The organism is Anoxybacteroides voinovskiense (assembly GCF_014196205.1).
In the GTDB taxonomy this organism is placed as follows: Bacteria; Bacillota; Bacilli; order Bacillales; family Anoxybacillaceae; genus Anoxybacteroides; species Anoxybacteroides voinovskiense.
The window spans coordinates 191963-215735 of sequence record NZ_JACIDE010000001.1; the positions used below are offsets into that span (position 1 = coordinate 191963).

Annotated in this window: 19 protein-coding genes; 2 read left to right on the forward strand and 17 right to left on the reverse strand. The window is 46.7% G+C overall.

Annotated features, from left to right (window positions below; genetic code table 11):
- Positions 1 to 61 precede the first annotated feature (61 nt).
- The 11 genes from GGR02_RS00940 to GGR02_RS00990 form a co-directional block, all read right to left on the reverse strand.
- The gene (locus GGR02_RS00940) at positions 62 to 1411 is read right to left on the reverse strand and encodes an aspartate aminotransferase family protein (protein WP_183182879.1); all 1350 of its coding nucleotides are present in this window, start codon (positions 1409 to 1411) and stop codon (positions 62 to 64) included.
- A gap of 23 nt (positions 1412 to 1434) precedes the next feature.
- Entirely contained in the window at positions 1435 to 2901 is a 1467-nt protein-coding gene (locus GGR02_RS00945) for a CoA-acylating methylmalonate-semialdehyde dehydrogenase (RefSeq protein ID WP_183182880.1), read from the reverse strand.
- A gap of 124 nt (positions 2902 to 3025) precedes the next feature.
- A complete protein-coding gene (locus GGR02_RS00950; RefSeq protein ID WP_183182881.1) occupies positions 3026 to 4600 on the reverse strand; it encodes a PucR family transcriptional regulator in 1575 nt (524 codons plus the stop codon).
- A gap of 98 nt (positions 4601 to 4698) precedes the next feature.
- Positions 4699 to 4932 (reverse strand): hypothetical protein, encoded by a 234-nt coding sequence (locus tag GGR02_RS00955; RefSeq protein ID WP_183182882.1) that lies wholly within the window; start codon positions 4930 to 4932, stop codon positions 4699 to 4701.
- A 40-nt stretch (positions 4933 to 4972) separates the two neighbouring features.
- A complete protein-coding gene (locus GGR02_RS00960) occupies positions 4973 to 5194 on the reverse strand; it encodes a hypothetical protein (RefSeq protein ID WP_183182883.1) in 222 nt (73 codons plus the stop codon).
- Positions 5195 to 5206: 12 nt separating this feature from the next.
- Complete coding sequence (locus GGR02_RS00965; protein WP_183182884.1) at positions 5207 to 6643, reverse strand: NCS1 family transporter; 1437 nt, start codon at positions 6641 to 6643, stop codon at positions 5207 to 5209.
- 81 nt (positions 6644 to 6724) lie between these two features.
- Positions 6725 to 8140, reverse strand: a complete 1416-nt coding sequence (hydA, locus tag GGR02_RS00970) for a dihydropyrimidinase (RefSeq protein WP_183182885.1) — start codon at positions 8138 to 8140, stop codon at positions 6725 to 6727.
- 14 nt (positions 8141 to 8154) lie between these two features.
- Entirely contained in the window at positions 8155 to 9432 is a 1278-nt protein-coding gene (preA, locus tag GGR02_RS00975; RefSeq protein ID WP_183182886.1) for an NAD-dependent dihydropyrimidine dehydrogenase subunit PreA, read from the reverse strand.
- Between the two features lies 1 nt (position 9433).
- Positions 9434 to 10771, reverse strand: coding sequence for an NAD(P)-dependent oxidoreductase (locus tag GGR02_RS00980; RefSeq protein ID WP_183182887.1), 1338 nt, complete (start codon positions 10769 to 10771; stop codon positions 9434 to 9436).
- Positions 10772 to 10958: 187 nt separating this feature from the next.
- On the reverse strand, positions 10959 to 11849 hold the full coding sequence (locus GGR02_RS00985) for a nitrilase-related carbon-nitrogen hydrolase (protein ID WP_183182888.1): 891 nt from the start codon (positions 11847 to 11849) through the stop codon (positions 10959 to 10961).
- Positions 11850 to 12021: 172 nt separating this feature from the next.
- Complete coding sequence (locus GGR02_RS00990; RefSeq protein ID WP_183182889.1) at positions 12022 to 12468, reverse strand: DMT family transporter; 447 nt, start codon at positions 12466 to 12468, stop codon at positions 12022 to 12024.
- An 81-nt stretch (positions 12469 to 12549) separates the two neighbouring features.
- On the opposite strand from GGR02_RS00990, the gene GGR02_RS00995 reads away from it, so the two are divergent.
- A complete protein-coding gene (locus GGR02_RS00995) occupies positions 12550 to 13014 on the forward strand; it encodes a YkyA family protein (protein WP_183182890.1) in 465 nt (154 codons plus the stop codon).
- A gap of 96 nt (positions 13015 to 13110) precedes the next feature.
- On the opposite strand, the gene GGR02_RS01000 is transcribed toward GGR02_RS00995, so the two are convergent.
- The 3 genes from GGR02_RS01000 to gltB all read right to left on the reverse strand — a co-directional run bounded on the left by GGR02_RS01000 (position 13111) and on the right by gltB (position 19805).
- Positions 13111 to 13698 carry a phosphatase PAP2 family protein gene (locus GGR02_RS01000; protein WP_183182891.1) on the reverse strand — a complete coding sequence of 196 codons (588 nt, stop codon included), beginning with the start codon at positions 13696 to 13698 and terminating at the stop codon, positions 13111 to 13113.
- Positions 13699 to 13777: 79 nt separating this feature from the next.
- Positions 13778 to 15223: a glutamate synthase subunit beta gene (locus GGR02_RS01005; protein ID WP_183182892.1), complete on the reverse strand. Its 1446-nt coding sequence runs from the start codon at positions 15221 to 15223 to the stop codon at positions 13778 to 13780.
- A 40-nt stretch (positions 15224 to 15263) separates the two neighbouring features.
- Positions 15264 to 19805 (reverse strand): glutamate synthase large subunit, encoded by a 4542-nt coding sequence (gltB, locus tag GGR02_RS01010; protein WP_183182893.1) that lies wholly within the window; start codon positions 19803 to 19805, stop codon positions 15264 to 15266.
- 114 nt (positions 19806 to 19919) lie between these two features.
- On the opposite strand from gltB, the gene GGR02_RS01015 reads away from it, so the two are divergent.
- Positions 19920 to 20822, forward strand: coding sequence for a LysR family transcriptional regulator (locus tag GGR02_RS01015; protein ID WP_183182894.1), 903 nt, complete (start codon positions 19920 to 19922; stop codon positions 20820 to 20822).
- A 64-nt stretch (positions 20823 to 20886) separates the two neighbouring features.
- On the opposite strand, the gene GGR02_RS01020 is transcribed toward GGR02_RS01015, so the two are convergent.
- The 3 genes from GGR02_RS01020 to GGR02_RS01030 all read right to left on the reverse strand — a co-directional run bounded on the left by GGR02_RS01020 (position 20887) and on the right by GGR02_RS01030 (position 23746).
- Positions 20887 to 21876, reverse strand: a complete 990-nt coding sequence (locus tag GGR02_RS01020) for an NADPH:quinone oxidoreductase family protein (RefSeq protein ID WP_183182895.1) — start codon at positions 21874 to 21876, stop codon at positions 20887 to 20889.
- A 66-nt stretch (positions 21877 to 21942) separates the two neighbouring features.
- Positions 21943 to 22884, reverse strand: a complete 942-nt coding sequence (locus GGR02_RS01025) for a diacylglycerol/lipid kinase family protein (protein WP_183182896.1) — start codon at positions 22882 to 22884, stop codon at positions 21943 to 21945.
- Positions 22885 to 22975: 91 nt separating this feature from the next.
- Positions 22976 to 23746 (reverse strand): IclR family transcriptional regulator, encoded by a 771-nt coding sequence (locus GGR02_RS01030; protein WP_183182897.1) that lies wholly within the window; start codon positions 23744 to 23746, stop codon positions 22976 to 22978.
- Between the last annotated feature and the right edge of the window lie 27 nt (positions 23747 to 23773).

The following is a 23773-nucleotide window of genomic DNA, read 5'->3' on the forward strand; positions in this document are numbered from 1 at the left end:
TTTTTGAATAGGAAAAGGATAGATTCAAAGAAAAAAAGGAGAGCCGTCCACTCTCCTTTTTCTACTTAACTTGTGCCAACACCGCCGTTAATGTTTGCACTAAAAACGCGATGTCTTCGTCTTCGATTGTCAGTGGCGGCGACAATGTCAAGACGTTGTTGTATCCAGCGACCGTCGCGCCGTTTTTGCCGATAATGAGCCCGTTTTCTTTGCAACGGTTAATTACTTGATTGACGAGCGCTACATCGAGCGGGGCTTTCGTTTGTTTGTCGGCCACTAATTCAATTCCGATGAGCAAGCCTTTGCCGCGGACGTCACCGACGTACGGATGGCCGCAGAGACGGTTTTTCAATTCATTTAGTAGCTGTGCACCGACATCATGCGAACGTGTTGCTAGATTTTCTTTTTCCATGATTTCTAAGTTTTTTACTGCAAGCGCACACGCTGCTGGGTTGCCACCAAATGTGTTGACGTGGCGGAAATAATCGTACTCTTCCGTCCCTTTGAACGCTTCGTAAATGTCTTTGCGAACGGCGGTTGCTGATAGCGGCAAATACGCGCTTGTAATCCCTTTCGCCATCGTAATAATATCCGGTTTCACTCCGTAATGCATAAAGCCAAACGGTTTGCCCGTGCGGCCGAACCCGCAAATCACTTCATCGACAATCAAGAGCGCCCCGTGCTTTTCGCACACTTCTTTCACCGCTTTCATATAGCCGTCCGGCGGAATGAGTACTCCGCCGCCGGTAATAATCGGCTCCATAATGACCGCGGCAATCGTCTCACTTAACTCCCATGTCATCACTTGGTCAATCGCCTTCACCGATTTCCACTCGCGCGGATCGGTGGCCGTTTCTTCCTCGCGATAACTGTCCGGAGGTGCCACATGGATAAATCCCGTCGCAAGTGGTTCATATTTATATTTCCGTTGCGCTTGCCCTGTCGCAGCGAGCGCCCCCATTGAATTTCCGTGATACGCCCGATACCGGGAAATAATTTTATAGCGGTGATAATCGCCTTTTTGCTGGTGATATTGTCTTGCGATTTTAAATGCCGTTTCGTTCGCTTCCGAGCCGCTATTGGAAAAGAAAATGACGTATTCGTCGCCAAGCCACTCGTTCAATTTCTCGCCTAATTGAATGGCAGGCACATGGCTTTGCGTGAGTGGAAAATACGCGAGCGTTTTTAACTGTTCATACGCTGCTTTTGCCAATTCTTCGCGCCCATAGCCGACGTTTACGCACCATAGACCGGCCATCGCATCTAAATATTTTTTCCCTGTATGATCCGTCACCCAGCAGCCTTTCGCTTCTATCACAACAAGCGTCGATTGCGGGTTATACGGCTTCATCGAATGCCATATATAACGTTCATCTTTCGCAAGCAGCTGGCTTTGGTCCGTTTGCACCATGATTATCCCTTCTTTCATCCAAATTAAAAATCAAACCGAGACGTAATCATTTTCTTGCGCGTATAAAAGTTCACCCCGTCTTTTCCGTTGACATGAAGATCGCCGTAAAACGAATCTTTCCAGCCAGAGAATGGGAAAAAGGCCATCGTTGCCGGCACACCGACGTTAATGCCTAGCATCCCCGCATCCGCTTCTTCGCGGAACTTCCGCACGGCTTTTGCGTCTTTTGTATAAATCGTCGCCCCGTTTCCGTACCGTGATTGACGAATGTAAGAAAGCGCTTCGTCTAAATCGGCGGCACGCAATAAGCTAAGCACAGGCGCAAAAATTTCGTCTTTCGCAATCGTCATTTCTGGGGTCACGTGGTCAAAAATCGTTGGCCCAAGGAAGTTTCCTTCCGTCATTTCTTCCATTTCTTTACGACCGTCTCTAAGTAGCGTTGCCCCTTCTTCGATACCTTTTTCAATATAGCTAAGCACCTTTTCGCGATGCGACTGGCGAATGACCGGCGTCAATAACACCTCTTCCTCTAAACCGTTGCCGATCGTTAATTCGTCTGCTTTTTGCTTTAACGTTTGCACAAATTTTTCGTTCTCGCCAACGACAACAACGGCACTGCACGCCATGCAGCGTTGGCCAGCGCTTCCGAACGCAGAGCTAATGACGTGCTGCGCTGCTAGTTCAATATCAGCATCTGGCATGACGATATGATGGTTTTTCGCTCCAGAAAGCGCTTGCACCCGTTTCCCTTTCGCTGCCGCTCGCTCGTATACGTATTTGGCGACTGGCTGTGAACCGACGAACGAAATGGCGCGAATGTCTTCATGGTCGATTAACGCATTTACAACATCATGCGCCCCATGCACGATATTAAGCACCCCTGCTGGCGCCCCTGCTTCGGTAAATAATTCTGCTAGTTTGTTCGCTAATATCGGCGTCCGCTCCGAAGGCTTTAACACAAACGTATTACCGCACGCAATCGCTAGCGGAAACATCCAAAGCGGCACCATCATCGGGAAATTAAACGGGGTAATCCCGCCGACAACCCCGAGCGGATAGCGAAACATCTCTGAATCAATGTCTTCGGCAATCCCGGCTAGCGATTCGCCCATCATTAACGTCGGAGCACCTGCGGCAAACTCGACGCACTCGATGCCGCGCTGAATCTCGCCGTATGCTTCTTTATACGCTTTTCCGTTTTCTAACACAACGAGCTTCGCCAACTCTTCGTGGTGCTTATTTAACAAATGATGAAACGAAAACATGATGCGCGCCCGCTTCGGAACCGGGGTGTTCCGCCACGTTGCAAACGCTTGCTTAGCAGCTTGTACCGCCTGCTCGACATCTTCTTTTGTCGAAATTGGCACCCTCGCTAACACTTCCCCCGTCGCCGGATTTGGCACTTCTAACGTTTCGGTTCCGCTGGATGCTACCCATTTTCCGCCAATAAAGTTTTTTAACACCGTTGTTTCCTTTTTTGTTACAGCCATTTTATTCCCTCCTAATGACGATAAACTGTACTTTCATTATCCCGCAGTTTAAAAAGGCATTCATTAGACAAAATGTCAAAATACCACATCCCCCCATTCCACAATATGACAAGCGGGAATCGTTTTATTCCAAAAGGTTTGGCAAATATTCATACGCATAAATCATGCATTCCATCGCTAAGCGTTTTTCCGGATGCATAAAATCATCACCTATTAGTTGTTCCAGCTTTTGCAGGCGATGATAAAGTGTCTGGCGCACAATAAAAAGCCGTTCGGCCGTTTCTTTTTTCGAGCCGTTGCACGCTAAATATACTTTTAGCGTTTCCAATAGCTTTCCGTTATGTTTTTCGTCGTGTTGAATAATTGGGGCTAAATATTCGTTCACCATGTCGCGTAAATGACCGGATGATTCCATTAATGAAACGATTTTTGCCATATGCAAATCTTCGTAAAAATAGCTAGCAATCTTTTTTCCAAGTCGTTGTTGGATACGGCTTGTTTCTTGCGCCGTTTGATAACTTTTCGGAAGCAAGGCGAGGTTGTCCACAAATTTGCCAACGCTTAATGTAACGGACGACTTTTTCGCCTGCATAAACTCCGATTGCAACAGACGCTCAATCCCTGCGTGCATCCGTACTTTCCATGTGTTTACGTCGCGCTTATTCACGAAAATAAAAAGAAGCGAATGGCGCAACTGGATAGAAAATAAATGAAAGCCTTGCTGTTCAAAAATTGTCCGAAACAATAGGAGAAAATACGTCACATCTTTCGATAGTTTGGCAGACGGAAATTTGCAAAGAACAACACACCCGCCTTTTGCTTTTACTTGCGGAGCATGCTCTGTTAAATAAGCAGAAATCGCTTGCGGACTATGCTCACCTTCTAGCCAACCTTTCAGCCATTCTTGTTCCGCCAACCGCTTTTTTTCCTCGACGTACAAATCGCGTAATAAATGTTGGGCGATGGCGGTTGCTGTCCGATCTAAAATAAGCAAATCAAATTCGCTTATTTCTTGCGCTGTCGAAAGAATGGAGAGCCGAGCATAGTCGTTATGAAACAGCTGGATCGCTTGGGAGGCGGTTTGTTTCGACGGTTGCTCCACGTATGCTAACCATTCCCGCTTCTTTTTTTCTGAGCATTCCGGAACGAACTCTGCCTCTTTTCCATTCATTTGAAACAATACTTGATGGCCTAAATAATGGTGTAAAAACTTTAAAATCTCGTAATAGTGGCCAATCGACAATAACTTTTTGTTGAGCTGTTGCGAATATGCTTCTAAATTAGCAATCATTTGATAGTGGCGGTTAATTAAGTGCGTATGAATATCTTGCGTAATTTCCACAAACGGTACTTCTTGTAAAAACAGAATGATTGGAAATTGGTGGTCATCCGCCAATTGAATCACTTCTTGCGGAATCGACGACGTGTACGTGCCGATTTCGATGCACAGCCCAGACGCGTCACATTCGATCAGTTGCTGCAAAAAGGAACAAAGCAGTGACTCATTTTCTTTCCAACCAACACCAGTAGATAAAATCAACTCTTTTCCCTTTAATAAATGATGAATGTTTGTCACTTCGACGACGTGCACCCATTTCACGATGCGGTGCACCCCTTGATGTCCCGCAATGACTTTTGCTTTTTCAAAATGTTTTCGCTTCAACACATCCGCTACCGTCATTTGAAAATGTTCGTGCATTCTCCCACCCCATCGCTTTATTACCATACGTATTCCGTAAAAACTTCGTCATTCCTGCCTCATCGAAAAAGGAACGAGTTGCCCCGTTCCTCTTTTCACTATTGGTTAATCGGAATGTATAGACGAATTTCGTTCATCATGCGCTCGAACTGCTCTCGGTCAAGAAAGTCCTCGCTTTTCCAATTGGCGACAATCCACCGTACTAACTCTTCTGGCGTGTTAAACACCTCACCGCTCGTATCTGCTTTCCGAATCATGTATCGCCCGTTATCTTCGTCAATTGTTACTTCGCACGGAAACGCGCCATCTTTCGCTTGTAAATAAAACTCCACCGCAACCTCTCCTTTTTTGAGAATGAAGAATTTTTAATAGTTATGCATTGTTCAGTTGCTGTATGACACGTACCGAAAAATATTTACGCGCGTCTGCGCTTTGAATATGCAGCGTTTGCGTTTTCATTTTTCCATCGCGCGCTTTTCGGACAAACTGTAAAAATGCCCCGTCTAAATTTTCGACGACACGCTCAATCGAATATCCTTGTTGAAGCAGTTCATCAATCTTCGTTTTTTCTTCTAAAAATTGCTCGTATGACACGATTTCGCCTCCTTACTTACTCTCCTCTACATCAATCATCCAATCGCGCCCGACGGTAATTCCTAAATATTTTTCATCGTCCGGGTCTTCAAGCTCGGCTTGTTTATATTTTTGGAACCACCAATATTTCGCTAAAACGTAATAACAAACCATCCCGACAAGAAACCCAACGACAAAGGAATAGTTTGCTAGAAAATATGCCGCTGTGCCACCAATAATCCACGCGAGAAACCCTGCCAAATTGTAACCGTTCGCATAGCGAAATTGCCCGTCGACATTATATAAATCTGGTACGTTTACACGCCGCTTCCGAATTAAATAATAGTCTGCGAACAAAATGCCGACGATAGCAGATAATACACCACCGCAAATTAATAATGCTGGAATAATAATGTTGAACAAACTCCACGGCTGGACGATCGTTCCGAGCACTCCTGCCGCAAATACCCCTGCCCAAAACGGAAACTTCGGTCCACCAACATTGGAGAAAATCGTCGCTGCTGGAATGACGTTGGCGGACGTATTTGTCGACCATTGCGCCAACACAATCATTAATAACAATACGCCAAGAATGATGCCGCTTGCTGCTTTTTGTAGTGCGGCAACAGGGTCATAGTTTTGAATCGCGATATAGGAAACCGCACCGATGACAACCATAAACGTTTGCGTTAACGTTAACGCAAGCAAGTTGCCCATGAGCGATGCTTTATTGCGCTTCCACCAGCTCCGCTCATATTTCGGCGCTTGAATGAAGCGAGAAATCGATGGCATATCGGCAGCTAACGTCGACCAAAATCCCATGTTGCTCATAATAACGACAATAAACGCGGTCACTGCTGCTCCACCTGTTACTGGGCTCTCGACCCATGACCAAATGTGACGCCCTTCTGCTAATGCTTTATCCGAAAGGGTGGAATACATCCATGCCGAAATAATGATAATGACCGGTGCCGCTAAATCCGCAAACCGTTCAATCGCTTTAATACCAAGCGCGGTATTAATTAATTGAACCGCAGCAAAAATGAAATAGCATAAAAACCAGTTATCAAACCCGAACAAAAGATGGAGAATGCCGTTAATCGCAGTTGAACCGAAATACGTATTAATCCCGAACCAACACGAAGCAGCGAACCCACGAATGATAGAAGGGATATGCGTGCCGATTGTTCCGAACGGTGCCCGCATGTAAACAGGAAAGGACAGCCCGTGTTCAATGCCGATATCGCCAATAATCGTCATAAACATGCCGATGGCAGCCGTCCCGATGACCGTCCCGACGATTACCCAGCCGAGCGGCAAATGTTGGACACCGGCACCGCCAATCGCAAACGCCGCAAGTACCACTGCCATTCCGACCCAAATTAATGCAAATCCTAACGAACCGATCGTTTTGCCTTTGTGCGGAATCGGCAAAAGATCTGGCGATTTTAAATAATTTTTGTCGCTCATACAATCACTCCTCTTTTTGTCATTCACTTTCGTACTTCGCCCAAACAGCCCGCAGCTACATGGAGTGATGCATATAATCGATTAGATAGATAGACTGCCTTGTTTCGGCACTGTTTGTTTTCCGTATTTGTTTCGCTTTATAAACTGACCATGCCCCGGTTTTCCGACAAACGTTTTGTCACGAACGACAAATTCGCCCCTTACTAACACAGACACTGGCTCGCCTGTCACCTTCATCCCTTCAAACGCGTTGTAATCGACCGCCATATGATGCGTTTTCGCCGAAATAACCCGCTCGATATTCGGATCAAAAATGACGAGATCGGCGTCTGAGCCAACGGCAATCGTTCCTTTTTTCGGGAACAATCCGAACAGTTTTGCACTTCTTGTCGACACAATGTCGACGAATTGGTTTAGCGTAATCCGCCCTTTTTTCACCCCTTCGCTGAATAAAATGCTGACGCGGTCTTCAATCATTGGGCCACCGTTTGGAATTTTCGTGAAATCCCCCCTTCCTAGTTCTTTTTGCCCTTTAAAATCAAACGAGCATTGGTCGGAACCTAGCGTTTGCAGCTGACCGTTTTTCAACGCGTTCCAAAGCACTTCTTGATGCCACTTTTCACGAAGCGGCGGTGACCATACGTATTTTGCCCCTTCGAAATCCGGCTTTTCTAAATACGATTGATCGAGCACTAAATATTGCGGGCACGTTTCTCCCCATACATTCCAGCCTTTATCGCGCGCTTTGGCGATTTGTTCGACCGCTTGTGCACAAGAAACGTGAACGACATACAATTGTGAATGAGCCAATGCCGTCAATTGGCACGCTCTCCCTGTCGCCTCCCCTTCTACTTCTGGCGGACGGGTTAAAGCATGATAAATCGGGTCGGTATTTCCATCTTCTAGCGCTTTTTTCGTTAAATAGTCGATGACATCACCGTTTTCGGCATGTACCATAACGAGCGCACCAAGCTCTTTTGCGGCGACTAACGTGCGGTATAGTGTACCGTCGTCTGCTTGAAAAACGTTTTTGTATGCCATAAATACTTTAAACGAAGTAATGCCTTCTTCCTCGATGACGTTCGGCAATTGTTCGAGTACGTCGTCGTTAATTTCGCTAATCATTAAATGAAATCCGTAATCGATGACCGCTTTGTCTTTCGCTTTTTGATGCCACGTGTCAATCGCTTTTTTTAACGGCTCACCTTTATTCGTTAAACAAAAGTCGATAATCGTCGTCGTGCCACCGAATGCCGCTGCGATCGTCCCTGTTTGAAAGTCATCTTTCGTCACCGTTCCACCAAACGGCATATCTAAATGCGTATGTGGATCAATTCCTCCTGGAAATATATAGCATCCTGCAGCGTCGACAATTTCCGCGCCTGCTTCCTCGAAATGTCGGCCAATCGCCGCAATTTTTTCCCCTTCAATCAGCACATCTGCCTCATACATGTCGGTCGCTGTCACAATGACACCATTTTTAATAATTTTTCTCATCCGTTTCCTCTCCTTTATTTAAGATGGTAGTTTGTAAATGCTTGAAGCGCTGCTTGTCGTTCGTTCCAGGTCATCGGTGGAAGGTCGTTCGAAATTTCGACCATGTCAATCGCCCCATCGACCGGACAGACGATTGAGCATAAGTTACAGCCAACGCAATCTTCTTCGCGAACTTTTAAATACGTCTTTCCATCATCGTCTGTTAGTCTGTCAATGCATTGGTGCGATGCATCTTCGCAAGCGATGTAGCATTTATTGCACTGAATGCAAACATCTTGATTAATGCGAGCAGCGACTTTGTAGTTCAAGTCAAGATTGCCCCAATCCGAATAGTTCGGAACGCATTTGCCGACTAAATCCATGACGGAAGCAATTCCTTTTTCATCAAGGTAATGGTTTAACCCTTCCATCATATCTTCGACGATGCGGAATCCGTGATGCATGACTGCCGTGCATACTTGCACGCCGGTCGCTCCCATCAAAATAAATTCAACCGCATCTTTCCACGTCGAAATGCCGCCTATGCCTGAAATCGGCACACGAATGCGTGGATGGCGAGCACATTCGGCAACCATGTTTAGCGCAATCGGCTTGACTGCCGGACCGCAATATCCCCCGTGCGCCCCTTTTCCGGCTACGTGCGGAATCGTGTTCCACGTGTCAAGGTCAACTCCCATTAAACTATTAATCGTGTTAATCATGCTAATCGCATCCGCTCCGCCCTTTACTGCCGCTTCGGCGGTTGCTGTAATGTCTGTAATGTTTGGCGTGAGTTTCACAATGACTGGTGTTGTTGCAACTTCTTTTACCCAATACGTTTGTTTCTCAACAAGTTCCGGCACTTGCCCAGACGCTGATCCCATGCCGCGTTCCGCCATTCCGTGCGGACAGCCAAAATTTAGTTCGAGTCCGTCCACGCCTACCGCTTCGACCCGTTTCACAATTTCATGCCACTTTTCCCGCTTCGGTTCGACCATCAGCGATGCGATAAGCGCCCGGTCGGGAAACCGTTTTTTCGTTTCATACATTTCTTGCAAATTGACTTCTAGCGGTCGGTCGGTAATTAACTCAATGTTGTTAAAGCCAACAACGCGCTGCCCATTAAAATGAAGCGCGGCAAATCGGGACGATACGTTTAAAATCGGTTCGCCGAGCGTTTTCCAAACCGCCCCGCCCCAGCCTGCTTCAAACGCCCGCTGCACTTGGTAGCCAGAATTAGTCGGCGGGGCAGAAGCGAGCCAAAATGGATTTGGTGACTTAATTCCTGCTAAGTTAATGCGTAAATCCGCCATCTTATTTCCCCCCAGTCAAAAATTGATGGATCGCATAAGCGGTTTGTTTTCCTTGCTGTGCGGCGGCGACGACCATCGCTTCTCCCTTCCCTTTGCCAAACACGATGTCGCCGCAAGCAAATACTTTCGGATTGGACGTTTGATACGTTTCGTGCGCTACTTTTACTACCCCGCCATCGTGCGCTAACTGAAATTGTTCGATTAAATCTACATGCCGCGTTTGCCCAATCGCTTTAATAACCGCATCGACGCGCATCGTAAATTCGGAGCCTTCGACTGGAATTGGACGGCGGCGTCCGTCGGCAGCTGGCTCTCCTAACGTCATCCGAACACATTCAATATGGGTGACTTTTCCGTTCTCGTCGCCAATGATTCGTTTCGGTGCTGTCAGCCAACGAAACTCCACCCCGTCTTGTTTAGCAAACTCGTATTCAAAATCGTAAGCGGTCATTTCTTCTTTCGTCCGGCGATACAAAATTTTGACGTTTTCTGCCCCTAGCCGCACGGAACACGTTGCCGCATCGATCGCCGTATTTCCTGCGCCGATGACGACTACTTTTTTCCCAAGTAGTTTATTAGTGAACGGCTTTGTTTTCGTTTCTTTAATCCATTCAATCGCATCGTATACGCCATCGAGTTCTTCTCCTTCGATGCCAAGCATCGGCACGCGCCCCATTCCCGCTGCCAATACGACCGCATCATAAGTGTTTAATAGCTCGTCAGCGGAAACGTCTTTTCCTACTTTTGTGTTTGTCTTGATTTCCACCCCTAAGCTTTTTACTTGGTTCACTTCCCAAAACGAAATATGTTGTGGCAAACGGAAAGACACAATCCCATACGTGTTCAGCCCACCAGCCTCTTGTTCCGCTTCAAAAATCGTGACCGCATACCCCATTCTTGCTAATTCTCGGGCAGCGGACAATCCAGCCGGACCGCCACCGACAACTGCTACCGTTTTGCCGTTTCGTTTGCCTGCTTGAAATAAAACGGCTTCATTGCGAATCGCCCAATCGGTCGCATACCGTTGTAAATTTCCGATCATAATCGGCTTCGTTGCATTGTTCAGCACACAGGCGCCTTCACATAGCTCTTCCGTCGGACATACTCGCGCACAGCTTGCACCGACAGGATTGGCAAGCATAATTGTTTTCGCAGAGCCTTTTATATTTCCCGTCGCAATTTTTTTAATAAACGTCGGGATGTCGATGCCGGTTGGACATGCTTTTATACACGGAGCATCGTAACAATACAAACATCGGTTCGCTTCTTCAAGTGCTTCGCGGTCGTTCAATCCTTTCGTCACTTCTTGAAAATTTTTCGTGACATCAAATAGCGACATATTCGTCCCTCCTTTTCTTGTTAAGAAAAGCGCCCGCCTATCGCGAAAATCGCACAAGCCCCATCGAGGATTGGAGCCGATGGCGCTTGGAGCTAGACAGCGCTCCACCTAATCGTAAGATTTATACTTTCTTGCCTTTTAAAAAAAGGGAATAGAGGTAACCCCTACTCCCTTTTGCTGCGACGAGTTATGGCAATAGTGCGGTCATTTCGTTGTACGTTTCAGGGCGGCGGTCGCGATAAAACTGCCAGACGTTACGAACTTCGCGAATCATTTGTTTATCCATTTCGCCAATCACGACTTCCTCTTTGTCACGGCTAGCAATCGCCACAAAATTTCCGCGTGGATCCACTAAATACGATTGCCCGTAAAACTCGCCCATGTTCCACGGCGCCTCATAGCCAACTCGGTTAATAGCTGCGACGTAATAGCCGTTTGCTACGGCATGGGCAGGTTGCTCCAGCTTCCATAAATATTCGGATAAACCAGCGACAGTCGCCGACGGGTTAAAGACAACCTCTGCCCCTTTTAGCCCTAAAATTCGTGCGCCTTCTGGAAAATGGCGGTCATAGCATATATAAACACCGATTTTCGCAAAAGCGGTGTCGAACACCGGATAGCCGAGATTGCCTGGCTTGAAATAAAACTTCTCCCAAAATCCACATCCTTCATTGCCGACACCGACGTGTGGAATATGTTGTTTTCGGTATTTGCCTAAATACGTTCCATCAGCGTCAATGACTACCGCTGTATTGTAATACGTAGCAATTCCTTCCCGCTCATAAATCGGGAGCACAATCACAACGCCAAGCTCTTTCGCCAGTTGTTGAAACTGTTTCGTCGTTGGTCCGTTCGGAATTTCTTCTGCTGCATCGTACCATTTCGGATTTTGTTCCGCGCAAAAGTATGGGCCGTAAAAAATTTCTTGCAAACAAATGATTTGTGCCCCTCTTTCCTTTGCTTCTTTGACGAGGCGAATATGCTTTTCAATCGCCTTTTCTTTATGCACCTCGACCGGTTCGTCCCCATGCACGTCATGGGATGCTTGAATGAGCCCAATTTTGACTCGATCTGCCATTTTTCTAGCCTCCTCTATTTTTTTCTATCAATCTATGAACCGCTTCTGCTTTTCATGCCTGTTATTGTCCAACATGTTTTTGGACAGATTCCGATAGTAGTAATAATGTATTTAGGCAAGCAGAAATTTAGATTAGACGTTTTGTCAAATGAATCTATTTCCCCGCTGTTCATTATGTCCATTTACTGCCGCGATGAATGAAAAATAATGCAAGTACCATCAATAGTAATCCAAACAAGCGATTGGTATTGATTGGGATTTTTTGCACACCAAACCATCCGAAATGGTCAATGATAAGGCTAGCGATCATTTGCCCAGCAATGGCAGCGAAAATGGCAGTTGCTGCGCCTGTTTTCGGTACGGTTACAATCATAATCGTTACAAATACCGCCCCTAGCAAACCTCCTAGTAAATTCCATTTCGGAACGTGAAATACGTTCCCCAGCTGCCCTTTCCCGAAAAAAAGGGTAAGAAATGTTAAAAATAGCAACCCGACAAAAAACGAAATAAACGCCCCTTCTAAACTGCCAATCTTTTTTCCAAGACTGCCGTTAATCGGCGCTTGCGTTCCTGCCATCATCCCACCAACTAACGCAAGTAACATATATACCCATTTCATCATCATTCCTCCTACCGTTATTTTTATTTCTTCCACCTTCGCCAAATGGTATAATAGAAAATTGTAAAGGGGGTGAAAAAGATGGAGCAGCTGCTGCAGCAAATTCTCGATACGTTAAACGAGGTGAAAACAAAAGTAGAATCGCTGGAGGAAGGGCAAAAGCGCTTAGAAGAGCGGCAAACGCGGCTAGAAGAACGACAGACTCAATTAGAAAATGCCTTCTCTCGTATGGAAGAGCGGCAAACCCAGCTTGAAAACGCTTTCTCTCGTATGGAAGAACGGCAAATTCAACTTGAAACGACGCAAAAATCGTTGTTAGCTGGACAAGAAGAATTATATGCGCTCGTCCAAGCGCTTATGCATCGGCAAGATGAAACAGATGCAAAACTTGAGGCATTAAGCATGGATATGCACAAGCTTCACGGAAAAGTGGAGAAAAACACAGAACTGCTGCAAGAACTTCTCGAACGCCACCAATCAATCTACGAAATGCTAGGAGAACACGAGATAGCCATCCGCACATTGCGCAAACGAAAATCCATCTAACAGGTGCTAATCACGAGCGTTGATGATCTATGCCGCAATCGGCAAGCAAAACTTGCCGACTACGGCAGAAAAGCTAGAACTTAAGAATAGTTTAGTCTATTTTTTTTGAAAAACTTCATACACGATTATGCAAAGCGAAAGATACGAAGCGGCCAAAGCAAATCCGGCCAGCACGTCGGTCGGATAGTGAACGTGGCGAGTTAAGCGGCTAATCCCTGTTAACAGCGCCAATAGAATGGAAATACCGTACAGGAGAAATCGGGCAAATCGTTGCTTCACCTCTTGCCCGAGAAAGTAGGCTGCTAGCAATAAATAAATGCTAGACATCATCGCATGACCGCTTGGAAAACTAAAACCTTCCTCATGGGAAAATGGCGGTCTTTCTCTTCCTACTACATGTTTCATCCACGTATTCAGCCCATATCCCCCGGCGACGGCTATTAATACAAGCACCATTCCGTATACTCTTTTTCGCAGCAATAAAAACAAAACAAGCACAATGCTGCAAACGCCAATCGTGACAGATGACCCAAGCAATGACAAAGCATTCAACCATCCCCATGCCCGAAAACTAGTAAGCAACGTTTTATCAACAGAAAGAACGGTTGGATAATGAATCGCCCACCATAGCGCTACAAATAGAAAAAAAGAGCTAACACATAGTACGACAAGCTTTTTGCTCATCATCTCCCTCCCTTCTTTGCCATTTTATCATATCTTTCTCTCATAAGAAGAAAAAGAGGAGAGCGCTCTCTCCTCTTTACTATTTCACTGCATTCATTAAAAAATGATGTACTTCTTGCGCTGCTTCTCGTCCTTCGCGAATCGCCCATACGACTAGGCTTTGTCCTCGTCTTGCGTCCCCTGCAACAAACACTCCTTCCACGTTCGTTGCATATTTAGTCGTTGTCATTGGTTGGTTAACTACCCCAAACTGCGCAAAAAGGGATTGTTCCGGTCCTTCAAAGCCAATGGCAATAAAAACAAGGTCGCACGGCCATACTTTTTCTGTTCCTGGAATTTCGCGAAACGTTCCATTTTCTGTTTTTTCCATTTGAATCGTATGAAGTGCCTTTACTTTTCCATCTCCGACCATTTTTTTCGTTTGAATGCAATATTGACGCGGGTCTTCGCCAAATTTCGCTTTCGCTTCTTCATACGCATAATCGAGCGTAAAAATAAGCGGAAATTGCGGCCAAGGGTTGTTTTCTGTTCGGTTTTTTGGCAATGCCGGATGTTTGCCGAACTGAACGACGCTTTTACACTGTTGCCTTAACGCTGTCGCCACACAGTCTGCGCCTGTATCGCCGCCACCGATGACGATGACGTGTTTATCTTTTGCATCAATAAAATTTTCGTCCATAAAATGAGAATCAAGCAAGCTTTTCGTGACAGACGTTAAATAGTCCATCGCCAAATGTACTCCGTCTAATTCTCTTCCTTCTATAGCAAGGTCGCGCTGCTTTTGAGCGCCTGTGCATAAAACGACGGCATCGTATTGCGCGCGAAGCGCCTCTGCGGTGATATGGTTGCCAACTTCCGTATTTGTTACAAACGTAACGCCTTCTTCTGCCAGCAACCGTACTCTTCGCTCCACGATTTCTTTTTCTAGTTTCATATTCGGAATGCCGTACATTAACAGCCCGCCGATGCGGTCTGCCCGTTCATACACCGTTACCGAATGTCCTGCTTGATTCAACTGATCGGCACAGGCAAGACCTGCTGGCCCTGAACCGACAATCGCGACCTTTTTCCCTGTTCGCTTTTTCGGAATGCGCGGTTGAATCCATCCTTCCGCAAACCCTTTATCAATAATGGCTCGCTCAATTCCTTTAATCGCAACCGCTTGATCGGAAAGTGCAACCGTACAGGAACCTTCACACGGTGCCGGACATACTCTTCCCGTAAACTCGGGGAAATTGTTCGTTTTTAATAGCCGATCTAATGCTTCTTTCCAACGACCACGATAGACTAAATCGTTCCATTCCGGAATGACATTATGAATCGGACAGCCGGACGTTAATCCGTTCCATTCCATACCCATATGGCAAAAAGGCGTCCCGCAATCCATGCAACGCGCTCCTTGCCGAGCAAGCGTGTCATCGGAAAACGGTGACGTATACTCTTTCCAATCGTCCAAGCGGGAAAGCGGCTTCCGCTTCCTTTCTTCTTCCCGCACATATTCAATAAATCCTGTCGCTTTTCCCATCGTCGGTCTCCCTCCTCTTCCACATTGTGAGGGCGGCCGCTTATTTCGCGACCGCTTCCAATGGACTGAGCTCTTTCTGTTTTGTCACTGCTTCAAACGCCGAAAGCAGCGCTTGTTCGTTTGGCAATCCGGAACGTTCCATCATTAAAATGGTTTCCATCATCCGTTTATAGTTTTTCGGAATTACTTTTACAACTTTCGGGATAAACGAATCCCAAGCAGCTAATAGCTGAGCTGCTTTTGGGCTGTTTGTATATTGGTAGTGTCGCGAAATCATCTGATATACTTCGCGAATTTCCTCTGCATCTTCTAGCGATTCGAACAATACCATTTCCCGGTTCGCCGTCCGCATAAATTGTTCGGCGTTATCTGCCAATACGTAAGCGATTCCTCCAGACATTCCTGCCGCAAAGTTTTTGCCGACCGTTCCGAAAATGACGACGCGCCCGCCTGTCATATATTCACAGCCATGGTCGCCAACGCCTTCGACAACCGCGTTTACCCCGCTGTTTCTAACGCAAAATCGTTCCCCTGCACGACCGCGAATGTACGCTTCGCCAGACGTTGCTCCATAAAAGGCAACATTTCCAATAATGACATTATCGCCTGAGGAAAACGGCGCTTCTTCCGGTGGTAGGACGACTACTTTGCCGCCAGAAAGCCCTTTTCCAATATAGTCGTTCGCATCGCCAACAAGCGTCATCGTCATTCCTTTCGGCACAAAGGCAGCGAAACTTTGACCGGCAGAGCCGCGGAAATGAAGACGAATCGTATCTTCCGGCAGCCCTTCTTCCCCGTAACGCTTCGAAATTTCGCTTCCGACAATCGTACCGACCGTACGATTCACATTGCAAATATTTAGATATAGCTCCACTTTTTCCATGTGCTCTAGCGCTGGAGCGACAGCTGGTAAAAGCTCATTGTAATCGAGCGATTGTTCGATTTTATGTTGTTGCGGTCGGGAAAACGTACGCGGTCCATCGATTTTATATAGCAAGCGCGATACATCTAAATGTTTCGCTTTCCAATGTTGCTTCGCACGCTCGCTTACCTTTAATACGTCGACCCTTCCTACCATTTCTTCTACCGTCCGAAAGCCGAGTTGGGCCATTAGTTCGCGAACTTCTTGCGCAATAAAATACATAAAATTCACGACATGCTCTGGTTTTCCGGTAAATTTTTCACGCAGCTCTGGATTTTGCGTCGCCACTCCGACCGGACACGTATCTAAATGGCAAACACGCATCATCACACAGCCTAAGACGACAAGCGGCGCGGTCGCAAAGCCAAATTCTTCTGCCCCAAACAGCGCAGCCATCACAACATCGCGCCCTGTCATGAGCTTTCCGTCTGTTTCTAACACGACGCGGTCGCGCAAGCCGTTTAGCATTAACGTTTGGTGCGTTTCCGCAAGCCCAAGCTCCCAAGGGAGTCCTGCATGCTTAATACTTGTTTTTGGCGATGCGCCAGTTCCGCCATCATAACCGCTAATGACGATCACATCCGCTGCCCCTTTAGCGACGCCTGCCGCGATGGTACCGACGCCTGCTTTGGACACAAGCTTGACGCTAATACGGGCGTGGCGATTGGCATTTTTTAAGTCGTAAATAAGTTGCGCCAAATCTTCAATCGAGTAAATATCGTGATGCGGCGGCGGCGAAATGAGTTCCACGCCAGGAGTAGAGCCGCGCACTTTTCCGACCCAAGGATATACTTTATTGCCTGGTAGCTGACCGCCCTCTCCAGGTTTTGCGCCTTGCGCCATTTTAATTTGCAATTCGTCCGCGTTCACTAAATAATGGCTTTTTACACCAAAACGTCCAGACGCCACTTGCTTAATGGCACTTCGGCGAAAATCGCCGTTTGCATCGACCACATACCGGCGCGAATCTTCCCCGCCTTCGCCGCTATTGCTTTTGCCACCGATACGGTTCATCGCAATCGCGAGCGCTTCATGTGCTTCTTGGCTGATGGAACCGTACGACATCGCCCCTGTTTTAAAGCGGCGAACGATTGATTCCACTGGCTCTACTTCTTCCAACGGAATCGGTTTTCTCGTTTCATCAAATACAAATAAATTGCGTAAAAACGTCACCTGTTCTTCATTCGCTAGCTTCGAATATTGCTTAAATAGCGCATAATCATTTTTCCGGCACGCCCATTGCAAAAGGTGAATCGTTTTCGGGTTAAACGCATGGTGCTCCCCATCGCTTCTCCATTGGAATTCGCTACCGGAATCGAGCGTTTCATCGAGCGCAGCGAACGCTCGTTCATGGCGCATTTTCGCTTCTTTTGCAATTTCTTTTAACCCAATGCCACTAAGTTGGGAAGCAGTTCCCGTGAAATATTGCTCGATGACATCCTCTCCGATTCCAATTGCTTCAAAAATTTGTGCACCACGATAGCTTTGGACAGTCGAAATGCCCATTTTCGCCATCACCTTGACGACGCCGTCTGTCGCTGCTTTTTGATAGTTTTCTACCGCTTTTTTATATGTCAACGTCACCGCTTTCGCCTCGACCGCCTGCCGAATCGTTTCAAGCGCTAAATACGGATTCACTGCATCCGCTCCATATCCAATTAATGCCGCAAAATGATGCACTTCCCGCGCTTCCCCGCATTCAACGATAATGCTTACGTTTGTCCGCGTCCCTTTTCGAATCAAATGTTGGTGAAGAGCACTCACCGCAAGTAGCGGTGGAATGGCGATATGTTGTTCGTCAACGCCGCGGTCCGACAAAATAAGCAAAACGGCTCCTGCTTCCATCGCCGTCTCGGCGGTTTGACAAAGTTCATCAAGCGCTTCTTTTAAGTCATTTGTAAACAATGACGGAATCGTCACCGCTTGAAACTCTGGATACGGATTCGCTTTTAACGCCGCCAATTCTTCGTTAGAAAGAATCGGCGAATCTAGACGAATGCGCCGGGCGGCAGATGCTTCTGGATGAAGGATGTTTCCTTCTTTTCCGAGCAACGTCATCGTCGATGTCACGATATACTCACGCATCGAGTCAATCGGTGGATTCGTCACTTGTGCAAATAGCTGTTTAAAATAATGGAACAAACTTTGTGGACGTTCCGATAATACCGCTAGCGGCACATCATTCCCCATCGCTCCGACAGGATCTTTTCCGTCACGTGCCATCGCCAACAACGTTTTTTCCACATCTTCGTACGTATACCCGAACGCTTTTTGCAGCGTTGTAATGTTTTCTAGCGGTTCGATTTCGTCTGGAATGGGTAAGTCCGCAAGCGAAATCATTTGCTCGTTCAACCATTGGCGATACGGTTTTTCGCTTGCCATTTTCGTTTTCATTTCCTCATCGGAAATGATTCGGCCTTCTTCTAAGTCAATGAGCAACATTTTCCCTGGGCTCAGCCGCTCTTTATAAAGCACCTGTTCTGGCGCGACATCGATGACGCCCACTTCCGAGGAAAAAATAATATAGTCGTCTTTCGTTACGTAGTAGCGAGCTGGACGCAAACCGTTCCGGTCTAAAATGGCGCCGATTTGCTTTCCATCGGTGAATACAATCGCCGTCGGACCGTCCCACGGCTCCATGAAACAACTATGATATTCGTAAAACGCCTTTTTCGCGTCGTCCATTTCATTGTCCCAAAACCACGGCTCCGGAATAAGCATCATCGCCGCGTGTGCTAATTCTTTCCCTGATAGCACGAAAAATTCGAACGCATTATCTAAAATCGACGAGTCGCTTCCGTTCTTATCTAAAATCGGCGTAATTTTTTGCAAGTCATCCCCGAAAAGATCAGAGACAAATTGCTTTTCCCGTGCCATCATCCAATTCATATTGCCACGGAGCGTATTAATTTCGCCATTATGAATTAAGTAGCGGTTCGGATGCGCTCGTTCCCAGCTCGGAAAGGTGTTCGTACTAAAACGAGAGTGGACAAGGGCAAACGCCGACTGAAATCGTTCATCTTGTAAATCGACGTAAAATTCATCGAGCTGTTCAGGGGTTAGTAGCCCTTTGTAGACGATCGTGCGGCTTGAGAGGCTAGCAAAATAAAATTCATTGTTCGGCGCCAGCTTTTCTGCTTGCTTTCGAATGACGTATAGCTTCCGTTCAAACGAGAGCGAATCATGTAAATCGTCGCTTGCGCCAATAAATAGTTGCCGAATGAACGGTTTGCTTTGTTTCGCTAATTTCCCGATTTTTTCATGATGAACAGGCACTGTCCGCCAGCCTAATACGGTTTGTCCTTCGGCTTGAATGATGTCGTTTATTTTTTGTTCGTAATCCGTCCGTTCCGTTTCGCGTTCTGGAAGAAAGACCATTCCGACACCATATCTCCCCTTTTCGGGAAGCTTCATTTTTCCGCAAACCGTTTGAAAATATTCATGCGGGATTTGTACCATTATCCCTGCGCCGTCTCCTGTTTCTGGGTCGCTTCCTTGCCCGCCGCGATGCTCGAGCTGCCGCAACATATGAAGCCCTTTTTTCACAATATCGTGCGATTTTTTTCCTTTTAGATGGGCATACAAGCCGATGCCACAGGCGTCATGTTCAAAGCTTGGGTGGTAAAGGCCTTGCGCCTTCGGTAGTCCAACATGTCTCATCTGCCTTCCCCTTCCGTTAAAGTCTTACTTGTAATTGTAGTTTCCATGATTCATATAAACAATATATAATTAAGATTAAATTTATCTCATTTTGCGATAAATAGGAGGGATATGGTGGAATTTAGGCAGTTGAAATATTTTGTCGAAGTAGCGAAGCGTGAGCACGTTTCCGAAGCGGCAGAACTGCTTCATGTTGCTCAATCGGCGATTAGCCGGCAAATTGCCAATTTAGAAGATGAGTTAGGAGTGGAGTTGTTTGAGCGGGAAGGACGAAATGTACGGTTGACGCCTGCTGGTCGCTATTTTTTGCCGCATGCGGAAGCAATCTTACGCACGGTCGATTATGCGAAGCAACAAATGGAAGAATATTTAGATCCGGAACGAGGGACGGTGAAAATTGGCTTTCCGACAAGCTTAGCGAGCCATACGATGCCAATGGTTATTTCCGCCTTTAAAGCAGAGCATCCGAACGTCAAATTTCATTTGCGGCAAGGATCGTATAAGTTTTTAATCGAGGCGGTGAAAAAGCGGGAAGTGGATTTAGCGTTTCTCGGACCAATTCCGACCGAAGAGAAAGAAATTCGCGGCGATATTTTATTTATCGAATCGTTTTCCGTGCTGTTGCCGCTCCATCATCGGTTTGCGAACCGAGCAAGTATAGCGTTAAATGAATTGCGCGAAGAGCCGTTTGTTATGTTTCCAGAAGGATATGTGCTGCATAAAATCGTCCGCGATGCGTGCAAGCAGGCGGGATTTTCGCCGCTTATTTCATCGGAAGGGGAAGATTTGGACGCGATTAAAGGGCTCGTTTCTGCCGGCATTGGCATTACGTTGCTTCCGGAAAATACGTTTTATGATACGATGCCGCGCTTTACGGCCAAAATCCCGATTGAAATGCCGGAAGTCAAACGAAACGTCGGAATTATTCTTTCCAACCAGCACGAACTCGCCCCATCGGTCAAAGTGTTTTATGAGTTTGTCAAACAATTTTTCTCGATGTTAGAAAAATATCGATAAAATGGCTTGCCAACCACGAAAATCACTGTTTGTTCACAGAAAAAGAGAGCCACGGCTCTCTTTTTTACACTATTTTTACAACGGTGCGACCGCGTAGCTGCCCTTTTAAAATGCGGGAAAGCGCTTCTGGTAGTTCATCAAGTGTAATTTCTTGCGTGATGAACGCAAGCTGCGCTGGCTTCAAATCGTTCGCCATACGCTCCCAAATCGTGCGGCGCAACTCCATCGGGCAATAGACCGAGTCGATGCCGAGCAAATTGACGCCGCGCAAAATAAACGGAAATACCGTCGTCGGCACATCGGTTCCTCCCGTCAATCCGCTTACCGCGACCGAACCACCGTATTGAATGCGGCTTAATACGGTCGCAAGCGTTCGCCCGCCGACCGGGTCAACAGCCCCCGCCCAAAGTTGCTTGTCAAGCGGACGAATTTGGTCGAGGCAAACGTCGTTTCGCGAAAGAATTTCTTGCGCGCCAATCGTTCGCAAATAATCGTGTTCCGTTTCTTTCCCTGTGCTTGCTACAACGTGATACCCGCGCTTCGCTAACATCGCGACCGCTAAACTACCAACGCCGCCAGTTGCCCCAGTCACGAGCACACTTCCTTTTTCCGGAGACAAGCCGTTTTCTTCTAAACGATGAATCGATAAAGCGGCGGTGAGTCCTGCTGTCCCTAACGCCATCGCTTCTTTTAACGTCAGCCCTTTCGGCAACGGGACGATCCATTCTCCTGGAATGCGCGCATATTCGCTATATCCCCCAAAATGAGATACACCGATTTCATAGCTTGTCGCAATGACTTCGTCGCCTTCGCGAAAGCGCGGGTCTTTCGAAGAAACAACGACGCCCGCAAGATCAATTCCAGGCACAAACGGGTACGTTTTAACAATTTTCCCGTTCGGAATGCTCGCAAGGCCGTCTTTATAGTTGACGCTTGAGTAGGCAACTTGAATAACGACATCGCCCTCTGGAAGGTCGTCGAGCGAGAGTGTCTGCACATTTACCGTAAAATCGGTTTCTGTTTTATTGACAACCAATGCGCGGAATTCGTTCATCACTCATTCTCCTTTCTAGTTTTTTCTATTATTCTTTAACAATAGGCAAAAATCCTGCGATCGTTTTCATTCGTCGGTTGTATTTATAGACCCATTCGCAATTATATGTATCGTTTTTCCTGCCGAAACGGTAATGTTCCCTGCCCCGATGCTTTCTCCGTCCGCATGTAGCGGCAGTACGTCGTCGGCATCAATATGAATCTTTTTTCCAACAACCATTGTCACTTCTTTCATTTTCCGGTGTCCACCCCAAAATACGGTCACAAATAATAGCAATATTTTCAAGCGCGAAACGTTATGTACGACAACAACGTCTAGCGCCCCATCGTCCGCTTTAGCAAACGGGGCTATTTTCATCCCTCCACCGTAGTAAGGGTGGTTCGCAATCGTGGCAAACCACGCGCGTTCAAACGTGTGACTTTTCCCGTCTACTTGTAAACGAATGCGCGTCGGTTGGTAGAAAAACAACTCTTTTACCAAATAAAACACGTAGACAAACTTCCCGAGAAAAAGTCGGTTGAAAAACGGTTTCCATTTGGAAGCGTTTACTTTTTGCGCGATGTGCGCATCAAACCCGCAGCCGATGTTGTTGACAAACTGTCCTTCGCTTATTTGCGAGCCGCCATATGTGCCGATGTCATAACGGGAAACTTTTGGATGAGATAAAAGGTGGTGCAGCGCTTTTTCCGCATGGCGAGAAATATTTGTCCCGCGTGCGAAATCGTTTCCTGTCCCGGCAGGAATGTAGCCGATGACGACATTATCGCTCGATTCAATGCCATTGATGATTTCATGAATCGTGCCATCCCCTCCTACCGCCACAATCATGACACGACCACTCTCCCGAGCCACCACTTGCCGCGCAAGCTTCACGCCATCCCCCGCTTTTGCCGTAAACAATACGTCATGCGGAATATTGCTGCTTTGAAGCAACTTCTCTAGTTTACGCCATACTTTTCGCGCCCGCCCATTTTTCGCAGCCGGATTGACGATAAAAATGAGTTTCATAGTTTCCCCTGCTTTCACGTTTTCTAACTCTATTAAAATGGAAAAAAAGAAACAAAGCAAGCGCAGAAAAAGGACACCGTGTTAGGATGTCCTATTTTTCTTTATACCCAAGCCTCGCAGAAAGTTGTTGGCCGATATAGCGCACGTGGGCGTGAAGCTGTTCGAGCCGCTCGTCTGTCATGCGGATGGTTGGGCCAGAGACGCTTACTGCCGCGATGACGTGTCCGGAATGGTCGAAAATCGGGACGGCGATGCAGCGAATCCCGTATTCATTTTCTTCTAAATCAAGCGCATAGCCATTTTGTCGCACAACAGCCAGTTGTTGTAAAAATGTTTCTTTGTCCGTGATCGTGTGTTCAGTATGTTTGGGCAGTCCTTTTCGCTCTAAAATATCCAGGACAACGTGCATCGGCAAATGGGCAAGAATCGCTTTGCCAACCGCTGTACAGTGCATCGGTGCCCGCTTGCCAACTTTTGAATGCATGCGCAACGTTTCCGTTCCTTCAAGTTTTTCAATATAAATCACTTCCCCTTGGTCATAGACGACAAGGTGAACGACTTCGTTCGTCGCTTTTTCTAACTCTCGCAAATACGGCTTTGCTTCGGAGCGTAAATCAATTGAGTCAAGCAATTTCGAGCTCATTTCAAGAAATTTATAGCCTAGTTTATACCGCTCTGTTTCCTCGTCTTGTTCTATATAGCCGTGCTGCACAAGCGTCGATAAAATGCGATATACCGAACTTTTATTAATATCCATTTGCTTAGCAATCTCGGTAACTCCTAGCCCATCTTTTTTGGAGCTGACAATGTCTATGATTCGCAACGCTCGGCTTACCGATTTTACCATATTCTCTTTTTCCAAGTACGTTCACGAAACTTGCGCAAGGGA

Bases quoted from the DNA above. Each gene is read 5' to 3' on its own strand.
- GGR02_RS00990 (WP_183182889.1), bottom strand. From the start codon at position 12,468: ATGAAATGGGTATATATGTTACTTGCGTTAGTTGGTGGGATGATGGCA.
- GGR02_RS00950 (WP_183182881.1), bottom strand. From the start codon at position 4,600: ATGCACGAACATTTTCAAATGACGGTAGCGGATGTGTTGAAGCGAAAA.
- hydA (WP_183182885.1), bottom strand. From the start codon at position 8,140: ATGAGAAAAATTATTAAAAATGGTGTCATTGTGACAGCGACCGACATG.
- gltB (WP_183182893.1), bottom strand. From the start codon at position 19,805: ATGAGACATGTTGGACTACCGAAGGCGCAAGGCCTTTACCACCCAAGC.
- GGR02_RS00965 (WP_183182884.1), bottom strand. From the start codon at position 6,643: ATGAGCGACAAAAATTATTTAAAATCGCCAGATCTTTTGCCGATTCCG.
- GGR02_RS01025 (WP_183182896.1), bottom strand. From the start codon at position 22,884: ATGAAACTCATTTTTATCGTCAATCCGGCTGCGAAAAATGGGCGGGCG.
- GGR02_RS00985 (WP_183182888.1), bottom strand. From the start codon at position 11,849: ATGGCAGATCGAGTCAAAATTGGGCTCATTCAAGCATCCCATGACGTG.
- GGR02_RS00980 (WP_183182887.1), bottom strand. From the start codon at position 10,771: ATGTCGCTATTTGATGTCACGAAAAATTTTCAAGAAGTGACGAAAGGA.
- GGR02_RS01005 (WP_183182892.1), bottom strand. From the start codon at position 15,223: ATGGGAAAAGCGACAGGATTTATTGAATATGTGCGGGAAGAAGAAAGG.
- GGR02_RS01020 (WP_183182895.1), bottom strand. From the start codon at position 21,876: ATGAACGAATTCCGCGCATTGGTTGTCAATAAAACAGAAACCGATTTT.
- preA (WP_183182886.1), bottom strand. From the start codon at position 9,432: ATGGCGGATTTACGCATTAACTTAGCAGGAATTAAGTCACCAAATCCA.
- GGR02_RS00940 (WP_183182879.1), bottom strand. From the start codon at position 1,411: ATGGTGCAAACGGACCAAAGCCAGCTGCTTGCGAAAGATGAACGTTAT.
- GGR02_RS00995 (WP_183182890.1), top strand. From the start codon at position 12,550: ATGGAGCAGCTGCTGCAGCAAATTCTCGATACGTTAAACGAGGTGAAA.
- GGR02_RS01000 (WP_183182891.1), bottom strand. From the start codon at position 13,698: ATGAGCAAAAAGCTTGTCGTACTATGTGTTAGCTCTTTTTTTCTATTT.
- GGR02_RS00945 (WP_183182880.1), bottom strand. From the start codon at position 2,901: ATGGCTGTAACAAAAAAGGAAACAACGGTGTTAAAAAACTTTATTGGC.